Consider the following 21433-nt stretch of genomic DNA (forward strand, 5'->3'; position numbering starts at 1 on the left):
AAGTACCGGACGCTCATCTATGGCCTTGCCTTTTGTACAGTTGCCGTTATTCAGCAAGCGCGCTGGTTGTTCGCCGGCAGCTAACCGCCGGTTGTTGAGCGACACTTGCCCAAAAATAACGAGCAATAAAGGGGACGCTACCCTTTATTAGATTAAGTATCCTCAACGGAGAGAACGCTGCTTGAGGGCAGAGAGCAGGACGGGCATCTGCACGAACAGATCGAACAACACCACACCATAGGCGATGCACTGGATGGTGAACCAGTAGTCCAGCTCCAGCGGCAGCGACAAGGCCAGCGCCAGCGTGACCGGGCCGCGCACGCCACCCCAGGCGATCATCCGCCGCTCGCTGCGATCCAGCCGCTGGCCGCGGCGGAACAGATCGAACAGCCGCAGATTCAACTGCACCGACACGACGCGCGCCGTGATGACCGCGGCGATGCCGATCAGCATCGACTGCCACTGCTCCTGGAACATGACGCCGGTGACGGTGACGCCGGCCAGCAGCATGATCATGCTGTTGGCGATGTAGCCGATGAAATCCCACAGTTCGTGCAGGAACCGCCGCAGTTCAGCGCTGAAGTGCCGCCTGTGATATTCGGACAACACCCCGCCGCAGACCAGCACGGCCATGACGCCCGACCAGCCGAGGATGCCATCGGTGAAGACGTAGCACAGATACCCGGCCGCCACGGTGATGAGACCATGGGCGATGGCGTTGGGCAGCCAGCGCATCATCGCCGACATCACCACGCCGGCCACGGCGCCGACGCCAATCCCGCCGAAGAAAATCACGCCGAACTGGCGCAGCACCAGCCCCGTGTTCACCATGTCATATTGCTTCGTGGCCAGCGCAATCAGCAGTCCGAAAAACACGATGGCCAGCGCGTCGTTCAGCATGCTTTCGCCGTCGAAGATGAGCTCCAGGCGCTCCGCGCCGTGGCGCTGCCGCAGGGCCTGCACCAATGCGCCGGGATCCGTCGAGGCCAGCAGGGCGCCGGTGATCAGCGCGGCGATCCAAGGGTAGCCGCCGGCCTCGTCGATGCCCCGGTAAATCAGGGCGGCGGCGATGAACGCCGTGAGCAGCATGGCCGGCATGGCCAGGATGAGTATCGTGCCCAGATCCCGCCACAGGCGCCGGAGATCGATCTTGAAGCTGGATTCAAACACCAGCGCGGGAATGAAGACGAAGAAGATGATGTCACGGAAATTGTCCCAGCGCAGGCCGGTGTCGATCCCCTGCATGACCAGCAGATTGGAGCCGGCCCAGCCGATCAGCACCAGCACGGCGTTGGCCGGCAGGCGGATGAAACGGGCCAGCGGCTCGACCAGCGCCGCAATCAACAGCAGTCCCACGAACATCAGGACCTGCTGCGGCGTCGTGAGCAACATTACGCCGCCATCGGCCGCCGCGACCTTACCTCCGGGTAAAGTTCATCCAGCGCCACCGACAGTCCATTGGCCATGACGATGCGCGCGTGACGCCGCCGCAGTTGCCGCGGTTCGCGCGCGCCGCAGGAATGGGCGATCATGCCCACCTCGCGCCGCATGTTTTTTGCGTAGTACATCACCCGCTCCGCCTTGTCCGATGGCACCAGTCCGCGCTGCAGTTTTTCATTGTGCGTGGTGATGCCGGTCGGACAGGTGTTCTTGTTGCATTGCAGGGCCTGGATGCAGCCCAGCGCGAACATGAAGCCGCGCGCGGTGTTGATGAAGTCGGCGCCGACGCACAAGGCCCAGGCCACGTCCGCCGGCGTCACCAGCTTGCCCGAGGCGATGACGCGCACGCGTTCGCGCAGACCGTATTCCATGAGCTTGTCCACCAGCAGCGGCAGGCTTTCCCGCAGCGGCAGCCCCACGTCGTCAATCAGCGGCTGTGGCGCCGCGCCGGTGCCGCCCTCGGCGCTGTCCACGGTGATGAAATCCGGCGCGCTTTCCGGGCCGCGTTTCTGCACCTCGGCGAACAGGCTGTCCAGCCACGATGCGTCGCTCACCACCGCCTTGAAGCCGACCGGCTTGCCGGTGACGTCGCGGATGTGGGCGATCATGTCCAGCAGTTCGCCGTTGTTGTTCATGTCCGTGTGCCGGTTGGGACTGATCGAATCATGGCCCGCCGGAATGCCCCGGATCCGCGCGATCTCCTCCGTGACCTTGGCGCCCGGCAGGATGCCGCCCTTGCCGGGTTTCGCCCCCTGGCTCAGTTTGATTTCGATCATGCGCATCTGCGGGTGTGCCGCCAACGCGCGCAATTTGCCGTCATCGAGATTGCCGGCGAGATCGCGCACACCATACTTCGCGGTGCCCATCTGGAAGACCAGATCACAGCCGCCCGCCAGGTGATATGGCGACAGCCCGCCCTCGCCCGTGTTGAGCCAGATACCGGCCATGCGCGCCCCGTTGGAGAGTGCGAGGACGGCGGGCTTGGAGATGGCGCCGAAGCTCATGGCCGAGATGTTGAAGAACGATTTGGCGAGATAGGGCGTGCGGCAATAACCGATCAACATCGGTTCGGCCTCGACCGCGTCGGTCTCCAGCGTCGGGAACGGACAGTTGACGAAGATGACGGTGCCGGGCGCGCGCAAATCGCGGGTGGACCCGAAGGGCACGGTGGTATCGACGTTCTTCGCCGCGCGATAGGCCCATGACCGCTGGGCGCGGTTGAACGGCAGCTCTTCGCGATCCATGGCGAAGAAATACTGCCGGAAGAAGTCGCCCAGATATTCGAAGAAGTAACGGAACCTGCCGATGACGGGATAATTGCGGCGGATGGCATGGCGTGTCTGCGTCACGTCCAACACATACATCACCGCCACCATAATCACGCCAACGACGAAGATCAGCAGAAACAACGCGACGACCACTTCCAGCGTCGCTACCAGAAAACGATCAACTCCGTTGAACATGTCCGCCTCTCATACGAACTGCATGAGTTTGAGCATGCCGCAAGCCCGTGTGGCGCGGGCGGATATGCTCAAATGCCGCTGCGCACGCCCAGCAATACCTGTTTTGCCAGCCACTCCTTCATCATGGCATGGCCACCCTCCACCACCACCCTGGGATCGGGATGCTTTAGCTCGCCTGCGATCTGCCGCAGCATGGCCTCACCGCTTTGTGCGTCCTCGCTACCGATCAACTCCAGCAGCCGCGCCGACACGGGATTCAGCTCCATGAAGCCGACTTCGCCGTGATCGTTGCGATGAATGACCAGATAGGTGGGTTGCGCCGGCGCCGCCCGCGGCTTGAAATCGGGACTGATGCGGTGCACGGGAAATGCGTAAGCGAGCGGCCAGGCCAGCGGGCTCAACACCGGCCGGCCAGCCAGCAAATCTCCCCCGCGATCCACGCCGGCGTAGGAAATCTCATGCGTATCGATGCGCAGGGCCGACTCCATCCACTCGTAGTGCGCCAGTTCCAGCAGGAACGGCGGATCCCCTGCGCCGTCGCGCTCCTTTTCCAGATATTCCAGGAACTCGTTGCCGAGCTGCGAAAACAGCGGCGTATGGTTCACATGGCGGATGAAATAGTCCCGGGCCATCCGCTCCCACGCGCTGTCCTCCATGACCTTGCGCACCACGGGGAAATTATCGGCGATGAATGTCTTGATGTTGGTGAACGCCAGATCGCAATAGAGCGCCATCCCCGGCCCGGCGACGTCGGCGGGCGCCGGCGTTCCTTCAGGATCGCGGACATGCGCCGTGAAGGCGTACTGCACCTGCTGGAAACGCGGCCGCTCAGGCATGGGCGAGCGCGCGTTGCGGCACGGACTGATGTTTGGCCTGAAGTCCGGCGATGCGCGCGACCTCCTTCACCAGATCGGGCAGCGGCGGGATGTTGAAATCACGCTCGACCATCGTCGGAAAAACGCCGAAGCGGCCATAGGCCCTGTCGAGGAGTTCCCATACCGGATCGATCACCTCGGCGCCGTGGGTGTCCACGATCAAATTCGGCTGCTCGCGGTAATGGCCGGCGATGTGGGCATAGGCGATGCGTTCGCCCGGCAGCCGGCCCAGGAAATCCACGGGGTCATAACCGTGATTGACGCTGTTGACGTAGATGTTGTTGATGTCGATTAAAAACAGGCAATCCGCCTCCTTGAGCACGGCATTGATGAAATCGATCTCCTCCATCTCCTTGCCCGGCGCGCAGTAGTAGGAGGGATTCTCGACCGTGATGCGGCGTTCGAGGATGTCCTGCGCGCGGCGGATGCGGCCGGCCACGTAGTGCACCGCCTCCTCGGTGAACGGGATGGGCATGAGGTCGTAGATGTGTCCGTCGTCCGCGCTGTAGCTCAGGTGGTCGCCGTAATAACGCACCCGGTGCCGGTCCAGAAACGGCTTGACCTTGTGGCGCAGGTAGTCCTCGTCCAGCGGCGCGGGGCCGCCCAGATTCAGACACAACCCGTGGCAGGCCAGCGGCAGCCGGCTAGTGGCGGCGCGGAAACGCTCACCGGCGCGGCCGCCGACGTCGATCCAGTTCTCCGGCGCCACCTCCCAGAACGCGACCGGCGCGGGGGCGGCCTCCAGAATCTCGCCCAAAAAGGAACGCCGCAGGCCCAGGCCCGCGCCCGTCAGGCTGGATTTAATGGATTTGACCGGCATATTGACAAACATAGCCCCGGCGCGCACCGGGGTCAAACCCGGCGGTCCGGCGGGCGCGCCGCAACGGGGAAAAAGGATAATTTCCCGTGGCGCCTACTTGTGAACGCCGCACTTCCCCTCGCCGCACTTGCCTTCCTTCATCTTCTTTATTTCGTCGGCGTCCAGAAAACCGTCGTGGTTGGTGTCCAGGGCGGCAAATTTGGATTCATCCTTGTGCGTCTTCATGAACTCGTCCTTGGAGACCTTGCCGTCGCCGTCGGTATCCATCCTTGCCACGCCGCACTTCCCCTGGCCGCACTTGCCCTCGGAACTGCCACCGCCTTCATGATCGGCGACGAGATATCCGGACGCCAGCTGGCTGTACTCGAAGGGATTATCCGCCGCCACGGCCGCCACCGGCATGAGATTGACGCTGAACGCCGCGCCGATGGCAATGGTCAGTGGTTTGATTCTGCCCGACTTGCTGCGCATGTTGATTCTCCTTGAATGAGATGTGTCGCGATGTCTGTTTCAGACCGATGAAAACGAATCCGGGTTCCCCTGCCTGTCCGTTCGATGTTGCCGCCGCCGGCAATGTAACGCCGATGCCGCCTCACCTTGGCCGCATGTGCGGGAACAGCAGGACGTCGCGTATCGACGGGCTGTCGGTCAGCAACATCACCAGCCGGTCGATGCCGATGCCCTCGCCGGCCGTCGGTGGCATGCCATGTTCCAGGGCCTCGATGTAATCGGCGTCGAAATGCATGGCCTCCTCGTCGCCCGCCTCTTTTTCCCGCAGTTGCTTTTCAAACCGCTCGCGTTGATCCTCGGCGTCGTTCAGTTCCGAGAAGCCGTTGGCAATCTCGCGACCGGCGACAAAAAATTCGAAGCGATCGGTGATGAAGGGATCATGATCATTGCGGCGCGCCAGCGGCGAGGTCTCCGCCGGGTAGGAGGTGATGAATGTCGGCGACTCCAGTTTCGCCTCCACCGTCTTCTCGAAAATCTCCGTCTGCAACTTGCCGAGACCATGGGAAGATTTGACGATGATGCCCAGCCGCTCCGCAACCGGCCGGATGGCTTCCAGGGATTCGACGTCAGCGGGCCGTAGATCAGGATTGAAGCGCAGGATGGATTCCTTCATCGTGTGGCGGGCGAAAGGCTGGCTGAAATCGTAGGTCCTGCCCTGATATAGAAGTGTTGTCGTTTTCAGCACCGTCTGCAACAGGCTTCGCAGCATGGTTTCCGTCAGATTCATCAGGTCATGATAATCGGCGTAGGCCTCGTAGAACTCGAGCATGGTGAACTCGGGATTGTGACGCGTGGACAGCCCCTCGTTACGGAAGTTGCGATTGATCTCGAACACCTTCTCGAAACCGCCCACCACCAGCCGCTTGAGATACAACTCCGGCGCGACGCGCAGGAACAGGTCCATTTCCAGCGTGTTGTGGTGGGTCTTGAACGGTCGCGCCGTGGCGCCGCCGGGAATGGCCTGCATCATCGGCGTCTCCACTTCAAGGAAACCACGAGAAATTAAAAACTGGCGAAGGTGGGTGATGACCTCCGAGCGGATATGGAAGGTTTTGCGCGTCACCTCACTCATGATCAAATCGAGATAACGCTGCCGGTAGCGCGTCTCGGTATCGGCCAGGCCGTGCCATTTGTCCGGCAGCGGCCGCAGCGCCTTGGTCAGCAGCCGGATGCCGTCCACGTGCACGGACAGCTCGCCGGTCTTGGTGCGGAACAACGCGCCCTCGGCGCCGAGGATGTCGCCGAGGTCCCATTGCTTGAATTCGGCGTAACGCTCCTCGCCGACGGCGTCGCGGGCAAGATAGAGCTGCATGCGGCCGGACATGTCCTGCACGTGACAGAAGCTGGCCTTGCCCATGACGCGGCGGGTCATCATGCGCCCGGCGAGGCGCACGCGCACCGGATTCGTCTCCAGCGCGGTGGCGTCCTTGTTGCCGTACTCGGCGAGCAGTTCGCCAATCATGACGTTGCGGCGGAAATCATTGGGGAAGGCCACACCCCGCTCGCGCAGGGCCTTGAGCTTGGCGCGGCGTTCCTCGATCAGCCGGTGTTCGTCCACCGGTTTGTCCCGCCCCTGCTGTTTGTTATCGTTCTGCTCGCTCATGCTTACAACCCGCTTTTCAGACTCGCCTCGATGAACCTGTCCAGATCGCCGTCCAGCACCGCCTGCGTGTTGCCGATCTCAACGTTGGTGCGCAGGTCCTTGATGCGCGACTGATCGAGAACGTAGGAACGGATCTGGTGGCCCCAGCCGATGTCGGTCTTGCTGTCCTCGATGGCCTGCTTCTCGGCGTTGCGCTTCTGCATTTCCAGTTCATACAGCTTGGCCTTCAGCATCTTCATCGCCTGCGACCGGTTCTTGTGCTGCGAACGCTCGCTCTGGCAGGCCACGATAACACCGGTGGGAAGGTGGGTGATACGGATCGCCGAATCGGTCTTGTTGACATGCTGGCCGCCGGCGCCGCTGGAACGGTAGGTGTCCACCTTGAGATCGGCGGGATTGACCTCGATATTGATGTCCTCGTCGACCTCGGGCGACACGAACACCGCGGCGAAGGAGGTATGGCGCCGGTTGCCGGAGTCAAAAGGCGACTTGCGCACCAGCCGGTGCACGCCCGTCTCCGTGCGCAGCCAGCCGTAGGCGTGATCGCCCTCGAATCGCACCGAGGCGCTCTTGATGCCGGCGACTTCGCCCCCGGATACCTCCAGCAATTCGGTCTTGAACCCATGCCGGTCGCCCCACTTGAGATACATGCGCAGCAGCATCTCGGCCCAGTCCTGCGCCTCGGTGCCGCCGGAACCCGACTGGATGTCGAGAAAGGCATTATGGGCGTCCATTTCACCGCTGAACATGCGGTTGAATTCAAGCAGCGCCAGCCTGGCCTCGATGTTTTTCAGGTCTGATCCAACCGTGGCGAAGGTGGCTTCGTCCTGCTCCTGGACGGCCATGTCCACCAGTTCCGCGGCCTCCTCCAGACCGCGGTCTATCGTCCGTACGCCCTCGATGGTCTGTTCCAAGGTCGCGCGTTCCTTGCCCAGCGATTGCGCGCGTTCGGGCTGATTCCAGATGGCCGGGTTCTCCAGCTCGCGCCTGACCTCCGCCAGACGCTCGCACTTCACGTCGTAGTCAAAGATACCTCCGCAGATCGCCGAGGCGTTCGCGCATGGACTTGATCTGATTCAGTGTGGCACCGGTCTCTATCATGGCCCGATCTTACTTGAGACGCTCCAGGATGGCTCGTTTGACGTGATCCAGTTGCGCCTCGATCTGGCGGACGGCGCCGGCGCTCTGCTTGATGGCGATGTCCGGGTCCTTGAGCCCATGCCCGGTCAGGGTGCAGACCACGGTGCTGCCGGCCGGGATCTTGCCGCGCTGGATGTCGCGGAGCGCCCCGGCCAGCGACGCCGCCGAGGCCGGCTCGCAAAATACGCCCTCGCGCACGGCCAGCAGCTTCTGTGCGGCGAGGATCTCCTCGTCCGTGCATTCGTCGAACCAGCCTTCGGATTCCTTCTGCACCTGCCAGGCCTGCGTCCAGCTCTGCGGATGGCCGATGCGGATGGCGGTGGCCACCGTCTCCGGATTGTCCACCATGTGGCCGCGCAGGAACGGCGCCGCCCCGCTGGCCTGGTAACCACACATGCGCGGGCGGCCCTTGACGATGCCTTGATCGAAATATTCCCGGTAACCCATCCAGTGCGCGGTGATGTTGCCGGCGTTGCCGACCGGCAGGCAGTGGAAATCCGGCGCGCGCCCCAGTGCCTCGATGATCTCGAAGGCCGCCGTCTTCTGGCCCTGCAACCGGAACGGATTGATTGAATTCACGATGGTCACCGGCGCCTGTTGCGCCACCTGTTTGACCAGTTCCATGCCGGCGTCGAAGTTGCCCTTGATCTGCATGACCACCGAGCCGTGCATCATCGCCTGGGCCAGTTTGCCCATCGCGATCTTGCCCTCCGGGATCAGCACGAAAGCGATAATGCCCGCGCGCGCGGCGTAGGCGGCGGCGGAGGCCGAGGTGTTGCCGGTCGAGGCGCAGATGATGGCGCGCGCGCCCTCCTCCACCGCCTTGGTCACGGCCATGGTCATGCCGCGGTCCTTGAACGAGCCGGAGGGATTGAGCCCCTCGTATTTCACATGGATGTCGGCATCCAGCTTCAGCGAGCGCGGAATGTTGCCGAGGCGGATAAGCGGCGTATTTCCCTCGCCCAGGCTGATGATGCGCGTGTCGTCGCCCACCGGCAGGCGGGCGCGGTAACGTTCAATAAGGCCGGTGTAACGAGTTCTGGAATCCATAATCTTCAATTTATGCGAGTGTTTCGACGCGCAGCCGGACGATGTGCCCCTGCACGGACTGCAGCGATTCCATGTGCTTGATGGCCTCGTTGATGGAATGCTCGATGACGCGCTGGGTGAGGATGATCACCGGCACGTGGCGCTGACCCTCGACGGGTTCCGGCTGCTGGATGGCCTCGATGCTGATGTTGCGGTCAGCGAGTATGCGGGAGATGTCGGCCAGCACGCCGGGGCGATCCAGCGCGGTGATGCGCAGGTAATAGGCGCTCTCGATCTGGTCCATTGCCAGTATGGGCACCTCCGCCACGGCGTCCGGCTGGAAGGCCAGGTGCGGCACGCGGTGCTCGGGCCGCGCGCTCATCGATCGCGCCACATCCACCAGGTCCGCGACCACGGACGAGGCGGTCGGCTGGGCGCCGGCGCCGGCGCCGTAGAACAGCAGCGGCCCGACGGCGTCGCCGCGCACCAGCACGGCGTTCATGACGCCGTCGACATTGGCGATGAGCCGGGTCTCCGGGATCAACGCCGGGTGCACGCGCATCTCGATGCCCTCGGCCGTGCGCCGCGCAATGCCGAGCAGCTTGACGCGGTAGCCCAGCATTCCGGCGTAGGCCACGTCCTCACTGGCGACATTCGTGATCCCCTCGACGTGCACCTTGTCGAACTGCAGCGGAATGCCGAAGGCCAGCGAGGCCAGGATGGTGAGCTTGTGGGCGGCATCGACGCCCTCGATGTCGAAGGTCGGATCGGCCTCGGCATAGCCGCGCTTCTGGGCATCGGCAAGCGCCGCCTTGAACTCGCGGCCGTGGTTGCGCATCTCCGTCAGTATGAAATTGCAGGTGCCGTTGATGATGCCGGCCAGCCATTCGATGCGGTTGGCGGTCAGCGATTCGCGCATGACCTTGATGATGGGGATGCCGCCCGCCACCGCCGCCTCGAAACCCACCATCACGCCGCGCGTGCGGGCGGCGGCGAAAATGGCGTTGCCGTGGGTGGCGAGCAATGCCTTGTTGGCGGTCACCACGTGCTTGCCGTTTTGCAACGCCTTCAGCACCAGGTCCCTGGCGATGGTGCAGCCGCCGATCAGTTCAACAATAACGTCGATGTCCGGATCATTGACGACGGCAAAGGCGTCATCCGTGATCATGATCTTGCCGCCGGTGACTTCGCGGGCGCGCACGAGGTCCTTGTCGGCAACCGTGACAATCTCTATGGGCCGTCCGGCGCGGCGCGTTATCTCCTCGCGGTTGCGCGAGAGCACCTGGAAGGTGCCGCCGCCCACCGTGCCGATGCCAAGCAACCCCACGCGAACCGGTTTCATGATTATGTGCCCTATTATGTGGCCTTGCGCAGCATGTCCTTGATGCCGCGCACCGCCTGGCGGGTGCGGTGTTCGTTCTCGATCAAACCGAAGCGCACGTGGCCGTCGCCATATTCGCCGAAACCGATGCCGGGCGACACCGCCACCCTGGCCTCGGTGATCAGCTTCTTGGTGAATTCAAGGGAGCCCTGTGTCTTGTACGGCTCGGGGATGGGCGCCCACACGAACATGGTGCCGCGCGGTTTCTCCACCTTCCAGCCGGCGGCATTCAGCCCCTCGCACAGCACGTCGCGCCGGCGGCGGTACATGTCGCGGATCTCCGCCACGCACTGCTGCGGACCTTCAAGGGCGGCGATGCCCGCCACCTGCACCGGCGTGAACATGCCGTAATCGAGGTAGGACTTCATGCGCGCCAGCGCCTTGACCAGCACCGGATTGCCGACCATGAAGCCGATGCGCCAGCCGGGCATGTTGTAGCTCTTCGACAGCGTGAAAAATTCGACCGCGATGTCCTTGGCGCCGGGCACCTGCAGGATCGACGGCGCCGTATAGCCGTCGAAGACCAGATCGGCGTAGGCCAGATCCTGCACCACCCAGATGTCGTGCTCGCGGGCGATGGCGATGATCTTCTCGAAGAACGGCAGCTCCACGCATTCCGTGGTCGGGTTGCTCGGGTAGTTCAGCAACAGCACCTTGGGTTTGGGCCAGGAATCGCGGATGGCCTTCTCCAGTTCGGCGAAGAAATCGATGCCCGGTCCGCAGGGCACGTGGCGGATGTCGGCGCCGGCAATGACGAAACCATAGGGATGGATCGGATAGGCCGGATTCGGCACCAGCACGGCGTCGCCGCGATCGACGATGGCCATGGCCAGATGCGCCAGCCCCTCCTTCGATCCGATGGTGACGATGGCCTCGCTCTCCGGATCGAGCGTTACGTTGTAACGGCGCCGGTACCAGTCGCAGATGGCCTTGCGCAGACGCGGGATGCCCTTGGACACCGAATAACGATGGGTGTCGGGTCGCTGGGCGACCTCGATGAGTTTGTCGACGATGTGTTTGGGCGTGGGTTGATCGGGATTGCCCATGCCGAAGTCGATGATGTCCTCGCCGCGCCGGCGTGCCGCCATTTTGAGCTCGCCGACCGTGTTGAACACGTAGGGCGGGAGCCGGTCTATTCTCTGGAATTGCGCCTTCATGATCGCCTGTTTGCACCCATGATGGGGGACATTATGCCGATCCTGCGCCGGCGCCGTCATCGACCACCACAAAAGTGTGGAAAGTTACCGGCGATGGCAACTTGTGTCAAACTTCGGGGGACAAACCCATGGATGTATTAGAATATCCGGCACATGCCGGTGTCGCGCTGTGCGCGGCACCGGTCACCGCGCCAGCATCGTTCCCGACCCATGACTGAAGAGATACTCATCAACGTCACACCGCAGGAGACCCGCGTTGCGCTGGTGGAAAACGGCGCGCTGCAGGAGGTGTTCATCGAACGCGCGCAGCGCCGGGGCTGGGTCGGCAATCTCTATCTCGGCCGGGTGTCGCGGGTGCTGCCCGGCATGGGCGCCGCATTCATCGACGTCGGCCTCGCACGCACCGCCTTCCTGCATATCTCCGACATCACCGGCAATGACGCCGACGATGGCGGCGAGGAAGTCACCATCGAACAAATATTGAAAGAGGGCCAGAGCCTGCTCGTACAGGTCATCAAGGATCCGATCGGCAGCAAGGGCGCACGGCTGACCACCCAGATCAGCATCCCCTCACGGTACCTGGTGTTCATGCCGAACTATCACGCCATCGGCATTTCCCAACGCATCGGCAGCGAAGAGGAACGCAACCGCTTGCGCGAAATCCTGCAGCGCCGGGAACTGGCCCTGCGCACGGCGGCGGGAGGTTCGTTGAGCGCCTCCGCGGACAATTCCAACTGCGGAGGGTATATCGCGCGCACGGCCGCGGAAGGGGTGGGCGAGGACAAATTGATCAAGGACGGCGAGTTCCTGCAACGGCTGTGGTGCTCCATCCAGCAACGCATCGAGCAGTCGGAGGCGCCGACGGTCATCTACGAGGACCTGCCGCTCATGCTGCGCGTGCTTCGCGATCTGGCGGGATTGCAGATTCGAACCCTGTGCATCGACTCGCGCGAGAATTTCGCCAGGCTGGTGGAATTCGCCCAGCAGTTCGTCCCCGATCTGGTGCCACGCATCGAACACTATCCCGGCGAACGCCCCATCTTCGAGTTTTATTCCATTGAAGAGGAGATCCAGAAGGCGCTGGATCGCAAGGTGGAGCTGAAATCCGGCGGCCACCTCATCATCGATCAAACCGAGGCGATGACCACCATCGACGTGAACACCGGCGCCTTCGTCGGCCATCGCAACCTCGAAGAAACCATCTTCAAGACCAATCTGGAGGCCTCCCATGCCATTGCCCGCCAGCTCCGCCTGCGCAATCTTGGCGGCATCATCATCGTCGATTTCATCGACATGAAGGACTCCGATCACCAGCGCCAGGTGCTGCGCGCACTGGAACGCAGCCTGGAGCGCGACCATGCCAAGATCACCGTCAGCGAAGTCACCTCGCTCGGCCTGGTGCAGATCACCCGCAAACGCACGCGCGAAAGTCTCGAACACGTGCTGTGCGAAGCCTGCCCCACCTGCCATGGCCGCGGTTCGATCAAGACCGTCGAAACCGTTTGCTATGAAATTTTCCGCGAGGTCATGCGCGAGGCGCGCCAGTTCGATGCCAGCCAGCTGCTCGTGGTTGCCGCCCGTAACGTGGTCGATCGGCTGCTCGACGAGGAGTCCGCCAGCGTTGCTGAACTCGAGGCCTTCATCAAGCGGCCAATCAGGTTCCAGGCCGAACCGCTGTACAACCCGGAACAGTTCGACGTGGTCCTGCTATAAGCATGATTGGCGTCTGCAAACGGGTTCTGTTGCACAGCCTGCATGTGCTGTGGCTGACATTCGCCACGCTCACACTGGCGCTGGCCGTTGCCGTCAGCGTGGCGCGCCTGTGGCTGAACGATCTCGACTCTCATCGCCATGAGGCCGCGGAGTGGCTGGGCCAGCAGGTGCGCCAGCCCGTGGACTTCGATCACATCCGCGTGGACTGGCACCGGTGGGTGCCGGTCGTCGAACTCACCAATGTCCGGGTGATGGACGAGGCGCGCGAGCACATCCTCACACGCTTTGAGAAGGCGCGCCTGACGGTGGATGTGCTGAAATCCATCCAGCGCAAGGAATTCATACCGGGCCACCTGACGGTCAGCGGCCTGCACCTCTCGTTGAGCCGCGGCGAGGATGACAGCATCCATATCGAGGGGATTTCCCCGCAACGCGCCGGCACTTCCTCTCTGCAACAGAATGCGCTGGCCTACTGGCTGCAAACCCAGCACCGGCTCACCATCGAGTCGGCCGCGATCACCTGGCAGGATCAGCGCGCGCTGTTGAAGCCGGTGGTGTTCGCCAATGTCACGTTGAAAATCCGCAGCGATGGCCAGCGCCGGCAACTGGAGGGCACGGCGCGATTGCCGGATCAGCCTGCGGCGCGGTTTCGCTTTCTGCTCGACGCCGAGGGTGATCTGCTGACCACCGCCTGGTCCGGGCGCCTGTATCTTGAGGCCAAACACCTTGAACCTTCATTCCTGCTGGAATACCGCCGCTGGCTGGGGCTGGAGATGCACGGTGGCGAACTTGATTTCGAAATGTGGAGCGACTGGAAAAAGGCGCGCCTCACCGACGTGGACGGCCGCTTCGACCTGACCGATGCCGGCGTGGGGACGGCGGCGAACCAGCTGCAGGTGCGGCGGGCGGCGGGCCGGCTGCTGGCCAGTCGCCAGAGCGACGAGGAATGGGTCATCGCCCTCTCCAAGCTCAACCTGGCGACGTCAAACGGCGCCTGGCCCGAGACCGGCGTCGGTCTGCGTTTGATCACCGTCGCCGGACAGGAAACGCCGGCGATCATACTCAAGACCTCTTTTCTGCGCCTGCATGATCTGCTGCCGACCATCGCCGATCTGAACGCGCTGCCCGAAGCCCTGCGTGATGTACTCAAACAATTTCAACCTGCCGCCGACCTGCGTGATCTCACCCTCGGCTATTTCCCCCAGCGCACGGGCAGCGGGCGCTTCAGCCTGCAAACCGGATTCTCGGCGCTTGGCACGACCAATCCCGCCGCGCCCTTCGGGGCCGAATCGCTGGCAGGCAGGCTGACCATGAACGCCGAGGAAGGCGTGCTGAACCTGGACAGCAGACACCTGGTGCTGCATGCGCCGCAGAAACAATACGCGCAGCCACTCTCATTGCAGCAATTGCGCGGCGAGGTGCGCTGGCGGCTTGAGGACGGCGAATGGCATTTCCAGAGCGACGGACTGAATCTTGCCGTTGCGGCATTCGTCGCGTCACTCTCCGGCGATGTCACCTGGTCGCCGGGCCATTCCCCGATGCTCAACGTGCGCGCCGGGATCGCCGGCGGCCCGGTTGACCGTGTCTGCGATTATCTGCCCGGCACGTTGTCCACCGGTGTCAGAACCTGGTTCCAGCGCGCGCTGCGCGGCGGCAGAATCAGCGAGGGGCTGGTGGTGTGGCGCGGCGCCCTGGATCGGTTTCCCTACGATGAGCACGACGGCATCTTCCAGGCCCAGCTCCATGTGATCGACGGCCACCTGCGCTACTCGGAATCCTGGCCGGAGATCGAACAGGCCACCGCGGACATCCTGTTCTCCGGGCGCTCGCTGAGCGTGCAGTTGCAGTCGGGCAGGATGCTGAACGTCGCCATGCAGCCGACCGAGGCGCATATCGACGACCTCGACGCCGAACGGCCGGAAGTCATGGTGGCCGGCATGCTGAAAGCCAGCGCGGATCAGGGCCGCGATTACCTCATGCACAGCCCGCTCCAGTCGCGGGTGAACAAGGACCTGCAATCCCTCTCCCTGACCGGCAACCTGGCGCTGGAACTGCAATTGCAGATCCCGCTGCATGAGGCGAAGGAGGTGGAATTCCAGGGGCAGTTGCACCTGGACAAGGCCACGCTGGGGGCGCCCGCGCTGAATGGGGAAATCACCGGCGCACAGGGCATCATCGCCTTCACCCATGACCATTTCAGCACTTCCAACCTGAGCGGAAAATATCTCGATCAGCCCGTGCAGGTGTCGGCCAGCGGCGATGTCGACAATGGCCGGTTGACCGCGACTTTCGATTTGTCGGGCAGGGCGGACAAAGACTTCTTCCGGGAACGCGCGCAGCAGCGCGTCCCCGAACTGGCACGCTGGTTTGAAGATTATGGGCTGTTCGACCGCATGGAGGGCGGCACGGATTGGACGCTCCATCTCGCCTTGAGCGGCCAGGATCAGATTTACACCGCCCACACCCTCGAATTCAAATCCTCCCTGCAAGGCATGGCCCTGCATCTGCCCCCGCCGCTGGGCAAGGAGGCGGACGTTGCCCTGCCGCTCTCCGTGCAGGTGGATCTGGCCGCGCCGGTGGAACGCACCGCGCATTTCACCCTGGCGGATCGCGTGCGCGGCGAACTCACGCTGGAAAACAAGCCCTCCGCCCCGCCGGTGCTGAAGCAATTGCGCATGCAGCTGGGCGGGCGCGACGTGACACCGCCAGCCGATGGCGGTGGAATATGGATCGGCGGGCAGATCGATACGCTGGCGCTGAGCCAGTGGATGGACTGGCTGCACGGCGGACAGCCGGACGGCGCGGCCGTCACCTCAAGCGCGCCGCCGCTGCCTGTCGTCGTGGACGTGGATGCCGATCACGTCGAAGTGCTGGGCCGCTGGTTCGATCAACTGCACCTGGAGGGCGGCAGCGGCGCCAATCAGTGGCTCTTCACCTTGCGCGGGGAGCAGGTCGAGGGCGATGCCGCCTTTCCATATAATATGACCACCGGCACGGCAACGGTGACGTTGAAGCGCCTGCATGTGCCGCCGCGTGGCGCCGAGACCTCCACCAGCATGACCATCCATCCCGCGCACATTCCCGCCGTCACCGCACGCTGCGAGGATCTGCGCTTCGAATCCATCAATCTCGGCCACGCCGAACTGCACACCCGCGCCACCGCCGATGGTCTGCATCTGGAAACGATGGTGTTTGATTCACCGGCCGCACACATCATCGCCGACGGCGACTGGCGCGACACGCAGGACGTGCAAACCTCCCAACTGCACATCCAGGTCGACGCCCACGAACTCGCCAAACTGATGACCATGTTCGGCTATGACGTCACCAACGTGGAGAAAGGCAAGACCCACATCGATATCAACGCCACCTGGGGCGGCTCGCCGGCGGCCTTCACTCTGGAGAAGTTGAACGGGTCCCTTACCTTGAGCGTGAAGGAAGGCCGTTTTCTGGACATCAACCCCGCCACCACCGGGCGCCTGTTCGGCCTGCTCAGCCTGCAAACCCTGCCGCGCCGCCTGCTGCTGGACTTCAACGATCTCTTCCGATCCGGCATGGGGTTCGATCAAATCAATGGCACGTTTGAACTGGACCAGGGCAACGCCTATACCAACAACCTGATGCTGGAGAGCCCCAGCGCGCACATACTGATCACCGGCCGCACCGGACTGGCCGACAAGGATTACGATCAAGTCGCCATCGTGACCCCGCAATTGACCGACACCTTCCCGGTCGCCAGCGCCCTGCTCGGTCCCGCCGGCGCCGGCGTGGGCGCGGCCCTGTTCGTCGGCAAGAAATTGTTCAAGGGATTGCCGGAGCAAATCGACTCGCTGCTCAGCAAGCAATACACCATCACCGGCAGCTGGGAGAGGCCCACCGTCGAACAGACCAGCGGATTCGGCGCCTGGACGCACTCTGACAAGGGCTGATTACTGCGGCACAACGCTCGCGCCTTGATGGAACGATTCGGCGTTGAGAATAAAATGGACGGCGATGCCGGCGGCGTAGCCGAGCGCGATCGCCCAGCTCCAGCGCAGGTGCGCCGAGAAGGTATAAACACCGCGCGCCTGTCCCATCACCGCCACCCCCGCCGCCGAACCGATCGACAGCAACGATCCGCCGACGCCCGTCGCCAGCGTCACCAGCAGCCACTGCCCCTCCGACATGCCGGGTTGCATGGTCAGCACGGCGAACATGAGCGGAATGTTGTCGATCACGGCGGACAGCACGCCCAGGCCGACGTTGGCGATGGACGGACCCAGTTGCACGTACAATGCCTGCGAAGCGAGCGCCAGATAGCCGAACGCACCCAATCCACCGACGCAGAGCAGGATGCCGTAAAAAAACATGAGTGTGTCCCATTCGGTCTGCTCCATGATCTTGTAGGTGTTGATTCCTCCATGGGCGGCCGCTCCCTGGTATCTGATTGGCGAAAACAATCCCACGGATCTCACCTGCAGAAAATAGGCGTAGACCTTGAGCAACCCCAGGCCCGTCATCATGCCCAGCACCGGCGGCAAATGCAGCAGGTGCTGCGCCAGCACCGCGAGCACGATGGTCAGGACAAACAGCGGCACCACCATCACCGCCTCGCGCCGCAATTTGATCTCCTCCCGCATCTTTTCGGGAAACGTTTTCGGAATGGCGAACGACATCAATGCGGCGGGCACCAGCCAGTTCACGAGCGACGGCAGAAACAGCGCGAAAAATCCGTCGAATGGGATGACCCCCTTTTGCCAGACCATCAAGGTGGTGATGTCTCCGAACGGGCTGAAGGCGCCGCCGGCATTGGCGGCGACCACCACATTGATGCAACCGGGAACGACGAACCGGGATTGCCTCGGCGCCACCGTCACCACCACCGCCGACATGCACAGCGCCGTGGTCAGGTTGTCAGCGAGCGGTGAAATAAGGAAGGCGAGCAGGCCCGTGATCCAGAACACGGCGCGCAGACTGAACCGCCGCCGGATCAGCCAGACGTGCAGGGCCTGGAAGATGCCGCCCTCCTGCATGGTATTGATATAGGTCATGGCCGCGAGGATGAACAAAAACAGCTCGGCGAAATCGAGCAGGTTGTGCTTGAACAATTCCTCCGCCGCTGCGCTCTCGCCCGTCTGCCGGTAGGCCAGCGCCACCAGCACCCAGACGCAGCCGGCCGCCACCATCGCCGGCGTGGATTTGCGCAGGTGCAGCGCCTCCTCCGCAATCGCGAGCACATAGGAAACGACGAATAAAATCAACGCCGTGAGTGCGGCCCAGTGTCCCGTCAGCATGGGTATGGCGTCGTGCATGACTTTCTCCGCTGTGGCAATCGCATGATATCATTGGAAAGTGGAGCTTATATTAGCGGAGTGATGCTCCGCTTCAATCATGGCGACATCCAATATTCCATTCGATCGCGCCCTGGCGTTGGAAATCAGCGCCATCCTCATTTTGAAGGCGCTGCTGCTCTTCTTCATCTGGCGGTTGTGGTTCTTCCATCCGCAGATCGAGGAAATGACCCTGCCCGCCGATCGAGTCAGTGAAAGACTTTTCACCGTACCGCCGCATCCGGACCACACCGCCCCCTGAACAGCGAACCATGCCGTCATCCGAAGCCATCGTCGACCTTTCCCGCCTGCAATTCGCGGTCACGGCCCTGTATCACTTCCTGTTCGTGCCGCTGACGCTGGGCCTGTCGTGGATCCTGGTCATCATGGAGTCCGTGTACGTCATGACCGGGAAACAGATTTACAAGGACATGACGCGGTTCTGGGGCAAGCTGTTCGGCATCAACTTCGCCATGGGCGTCACCACCGGCATTACCATGGAGTTCCAGTTCGGCACCAACTGGGCCTACTACTCGCACTACGTCGGCGACATCTTCGGCATCCCGCTCGCGGTGGAAGGACTCATGGCCTTTTTCCTGGAGTCCACCTTTGTCGGCATCTTTTTCTTCGGCTGGGATCGCCTCTCGAAGGTACAGCATCTGCTCGTCACCTTCCTGGTGGCGCTCGGCTCCAACCTCTCCGCGCTGTGGATCCTGATCGCCAACGCCTGGATGCAGAATCCGGTCGGCGCCGAGTTCAACGTCGACACCCTGCGCATGGAACTCACCAGCGTCGGCGACCTGATCTTCAACCCGGTGGCGCAGGTCAAGTTCGTGCACACGGTCGCCGCCGGCTACACCGTGGCCGCCAGCTTCGTGCTGGGCATCTCCGCGTGGTACCTGCTGCGCGGGCGCGACACCGGCTTCGCCGCCCGCTCCTTCGCGGTGGCGGCGGGGTTCGGCCTTGCCTCCGTGCTCTCGGTGATCGTGCTCGGAGATGAATCCGGCTACACCACCGGCGAGGTGCAGAAAATGAAGCTTGCCCTCATCGAGGCGGAATGGGAAACGGAACCGCCACCCGCCGGCATCACCGCCTTCGGCTTCCCCAACCAGGAAACGGAAAGCACCGACATGCGCGTCCGGATCCCCTGGCTGCTGGGATTGATTGCCACCCGATCCATCGATGAGGAGGTGGCCGGCATCAAGGAATTGCGGGCCGACAACGAGCACCGCATACGCAACGGCATCCCGGCCTACGCGGCATTGCAGAAGATCCGCGGCGGCGATCGTTCCCCCGCCACGTTGATACAGTTCAATGAGCACAAGGAGGACCTGGGCTACGCCCTGCTGCTCAAGAAATACACGCCGGAGGTGGTGAACGCGACCGGGGAGCAGATCCAGCAGGCGGCGCGGGACACGGTGCCGCGCGTGGCGCCGATGTTCTGGGCCTTCCGGATCATGGTCGGCTGCGGCTTCATCATGCTGCTCACCTTCGTGCTTGCCTTTTATTGCTGCGCCAAGCGATCGATATACAACCATCCGTCGCTCATGCGGCTTGCGATCTACACCATGCCGCTGCCGTGGATCGCGGCGGAGATGGGCTGGATCGTCGCCGAGTACGGCCGCCAGCCGTGGACCATCAGCGGCATCCTGCCGACGCGCCTCAGCGCGTCCACCGTCAGCGCGGGCGATTTGTATTTCAGCCTCGCCGGATTCATCGGCTTCTACACCTTCCTGCTCGTCATCGAAGTGATGCTGATGCTGAAGTACGCGCGCCTTGGCCCCAGTTCGCTGGCCACCGGCCGCTACCACTGGGAACGGTCCGGCGCGGTGGCCGGAGGAAACTCATGATCGAGTACGCCCTGCTCAAAATCATCTGGTGGGCACTGCTCGGTGCGTTGCTGATCGGGTTCGCGATCGCGGACGGTTTCGACATGGGCGTCGGCATGCTGCTGCCCTTCCTGGGCAGGAATGATATCGAGCGGCGCGTCATCATCAATTCGATCGGTCCAACCTGGGAGGGCAACCAGACCTGGCTCATCACAGCGGGTGGCGCCACCTTCGCCGCCTGGCCGCTGGTGTATTCAGTGTCGTTCTCGGTGTTCTACGTCGCGCTGCTGCTGACGCTGTTCGCGCTGTTCTTCCGGCCCGTCGGTTTCGACTACCGCAGCAAGCTCCCGGATCCACGCTGGCGCAACGCCTGGGACTGGGGGTTGTTCGCGGGCAGCGCGATCCCGGCGCTGGTCTTTGGCGTGGCCTTCGGCAACCTGTTCCTGGGTGTGCCCTTCAAGCTGGACGAGGAAATGCGCGTCGTTGAAAGCAGCGGCCTGTGGCAGCACCTGCGGCCCTTTGCCCTGTTAAGCGGCCTCATCTCCGTCGGCATGTTGTGCCTGCACGGCGCCGCTTATTTGCAATTGCGGACCGACGGCGCCGTCGCCAGGCGCGCGCAGCGCGTGGTTGCGTTCATGGCCCTGTTCACTCTGATCGGATTCGCCGCCGCCGGTCTGTGGCTGACGCAGATCGACGGCCAGCGTCTCGTCGGCACGGGTGATCTGAATGCGGCCCTGCTGCCGCTCCTGAAAACCGTGTCGGTAAAGCAAGGCGCCTGGCTGGCGAATTACCGCGTCCATCCCTGGATGATGCTGGCGCCCGCGATCGGCATCGCCGGCCTGCTGCTGGCCTGGTATTGCTCCGCCCGCGGATGGGCGGGCGCCGCGTTCATCTGCAGCGCCAAGGCCATCACCGGCATCATCCTGACGGCTGGGTTCAGCCTGTTTCCATTCCTGATGCCTTCATCGCTGCACCCGCCCAGCGGTCTCACCGTCTGGGACGCCTGCTCCAGCCAGCACACCTTGTTTATCATGCTCGGCGTGGTCATCGTCTTCCTGCCCATCATCCTGGCCTATACCGCGTGGGTGTACCGGGTCATGCGCGGCACGGTGACGGCGGCGCGCATCATCGAGAACACGCACACGGCATATTAGAGAGGACACC

At 63.1% G+C, this 21433-nt stretch carries 16 protein-coding genes; 5 read left to right on the forward strand and 11 right to left on the reverse strand.

Going from position 1 to position 21433, the window contains the following annotated elements:
• Positions 1-162: 162 nt before the first annotated feature.
• From VMH34_04630 to alaC, 10 genes are all read right to left on the reverse strand, one after another.
• Entirely contained in the window at positions 163-1392 is a 1230-nt protein-coding gene (locus VMH34_04630) for a cation:proton antiporter (GenBank protein ID HTT08056.1), read from the reverse strand.
• Positions 1392-2903 (reverse strand): FMN-binding glutamate synthase family protein, encoded by a 1512-nt coding sequence (locus tag VMH34_04635; GenBank protein HTT08057.1) that lies wholly within the window; start codon positions 2901-2903, stop codon positions 1392-1394. The genes VMH34_04630 and VMH34_04635 overlap by 1 nt, the downstream gene beginning before the upstream one ends.
• Before the next feature lie 68 nt (positions 2904-2971).
• A complete protein-coding gene (locus VMH34_04640) occupies positions 2972-3739 on the reverse strand; it encodes a putative DNA-binding domain-containing protein (GenBank protein HTT08058.1) in 768 nt (255 codons plus the stop codon).
• Complete coding sequence (locus VMH34_04645) at positions 3732-4598, reverse strand: DUF692 domain-containing protein (protein HTT08059.1); 867 nt, start codon at positions 4596-4598, stop codon at positions 3732-3734. The genes VMH34_04640 and VMH34_04645 overlap by 8 nt, the downstream gene beginning before the upstream one ends.
• A 93-nt stretch (positions 4599-4691) precedes the next feature.
• The gene (locus VMH34_04650; GenBank protein ID HTT08060.1) at positions 4692-5069 is read right to left on the reverse strand and encodes a hypothetical protein; all 378 of its coding nucleotides are present in this window, start codon (positions 5067-5069) and stop codon (positions 4692-4694) included.
• Between the two features lie 121 nt (positions 5070-5190).
• On the reverse strand, positions 5191-6711 hold the full coding sequence (gene lysS / locus VMH34_04655; GenBank protein ID HTT08061.1) for a lysine--tRNA ligase: 1521 nt from the start codon (positions 6709-6711) through the stop codon (positions 5191-5193).
• Positions 6712-6713: 2 nt separating this feature from the next.
• Positions 6714-7812 (reverse strand): peptide chain release factor 2 gene (gene prfB / locus VMH34_04660; GenBank protein HTT08062.1). Its coding sequence is split into 2 segments (ribosomal slippage): positions 6714-7736 and positions 7738-7812, totalling 1098 coding nucleotides; the frame shifts between segments, so codons are not numbered across the junction.
• A 9-nt stretch (positions 7813-7821) separates the two neighbouring features.
• Entirely contained in the window at positions 7822-8901 is a 1080-nt protein-coding gene (thrC, locus tag VMH34_04665; protein HTT08063.1) for a threonine synthase, read from the reverse strand.
• Positions 8902-8911: 10 nt separating this feature from the next.
• Positions 8912-10222, reverse strand: coding sequence for a homoserine dehydrogenase (locus VMH34_04670; protein ID HTT08064.1), 1311 nt, complete (start codon positions 10220-10222; stop codon positions 8912-8914).
• 14 nt (positions 10223-10236) lie between these two features.
• Complete coding sequence (gene alaC / locus VMH34_04675; protein HTT08065.1) at positions 10237-11418, reverse strand: alanine transaminase; 1182 nt, start codon at positions 11416-11418, stop codon at positions 10237-10239.
• Positions 11419-11628: 210 nt separating this feature from the next.
• Here alaC and rng point away from each other — a divergent pair, with 210 nt between their 5' ends.
• Both rng and VMH34_04685 read left to right on the forward strand, forming a co-directional pair.
• Positions 11629-13131, forward strand: coding sequence for a ribonuclease G (gene rng, locus VMH34_04680; protein HTT08066.1), 1503 nt, complete (start codon positions 11629-11631; stop codon positions 13129-13131).
• A gap of 2 nt (positions 13132-13133) precedes the next feature.
• Complete coding sequence (locus tag VMH34_04685; protein ID HTT08067.1) at positions 13134-17060, forward strand: YhdP family protein; 3927 nt, start codon at positions 13134-13136, stop codon at positions 17058-17060.
• Here the strand turns inward: VMH34_04685 and nhaD are convergent, their stop codons facing one another.
• On the reverse strand, positions 17061-18422 hold the full coding sequence (gene nhaD / locus VMH34_04690) for a sodium:proton antiporter NhaD (GenBank protein ID HTT08068.1): 1362 nt from the start codon (positions 18420-18422) through the stop codon (positions 17061-17063).
• A gap of 79 nt (positions 18423-18501) precedes the next feature.
• Here nhaD and VMH34_04695 point away from each other — a divergent pair, with 79 nt between their 5' ends.
• Genes VMH34_04695 through cydB form a run of 3 tightly spaced genes read left to right on the forward strand, consistent with a single transcriptional unit; the run spans position 18502 to position 21423 of the window.
• The gene (locus VMH34_04695; GenBank protein ID HTT08069.1) at positions 18502-18702 is read left to right on the forward strand and encodes a hypothetical protein; all 201 of its coding nucleotides are present in this window, start codon (positions 18502-18504) and stop codon (positions 18700-18702) included.
• 10 nt (positions 18703-18712) lie between these two features.
• The gene (locus VMH34_04700; protein ID HTT08070.1) at positions 18713-20290 is read left to right on the forward strand and encodes a cytochrome ubiquinol oxidase subunit I; all 1578 of its coding nucleotides are present in this window, start codon (positions 18713-18715) and stop codon (positions 20288-20290) included.
• Positions 20290-21423 (forward strand): cytochrome d ubiquinol oxidase subunit II, encoded by a 1134-nt coding sequence (gene cydB / locus VMH34_04705; GenBank protein ID HTT08071.1) that lies wholly within the window; start codon positions 20290-20292, stop codon positions 21421-21423. Before VMH34_04700 ends, cydB begins: the two co-directional genes overlap by 1 nt.
• Positions 21424-21433 lie beyond the last annotated feature (10 nt).

The sequence above is a fragment of the Gammaproteobacteria bacterium genome, from assembly GCA_035501935.1.
In the GTDB taxonomy this organism is placed as follows: Bacteria; Pseudomonadota; Gammaproteobacteria; order JAJPIJ01; family JAJPIJ01; genus JAJPIJ01.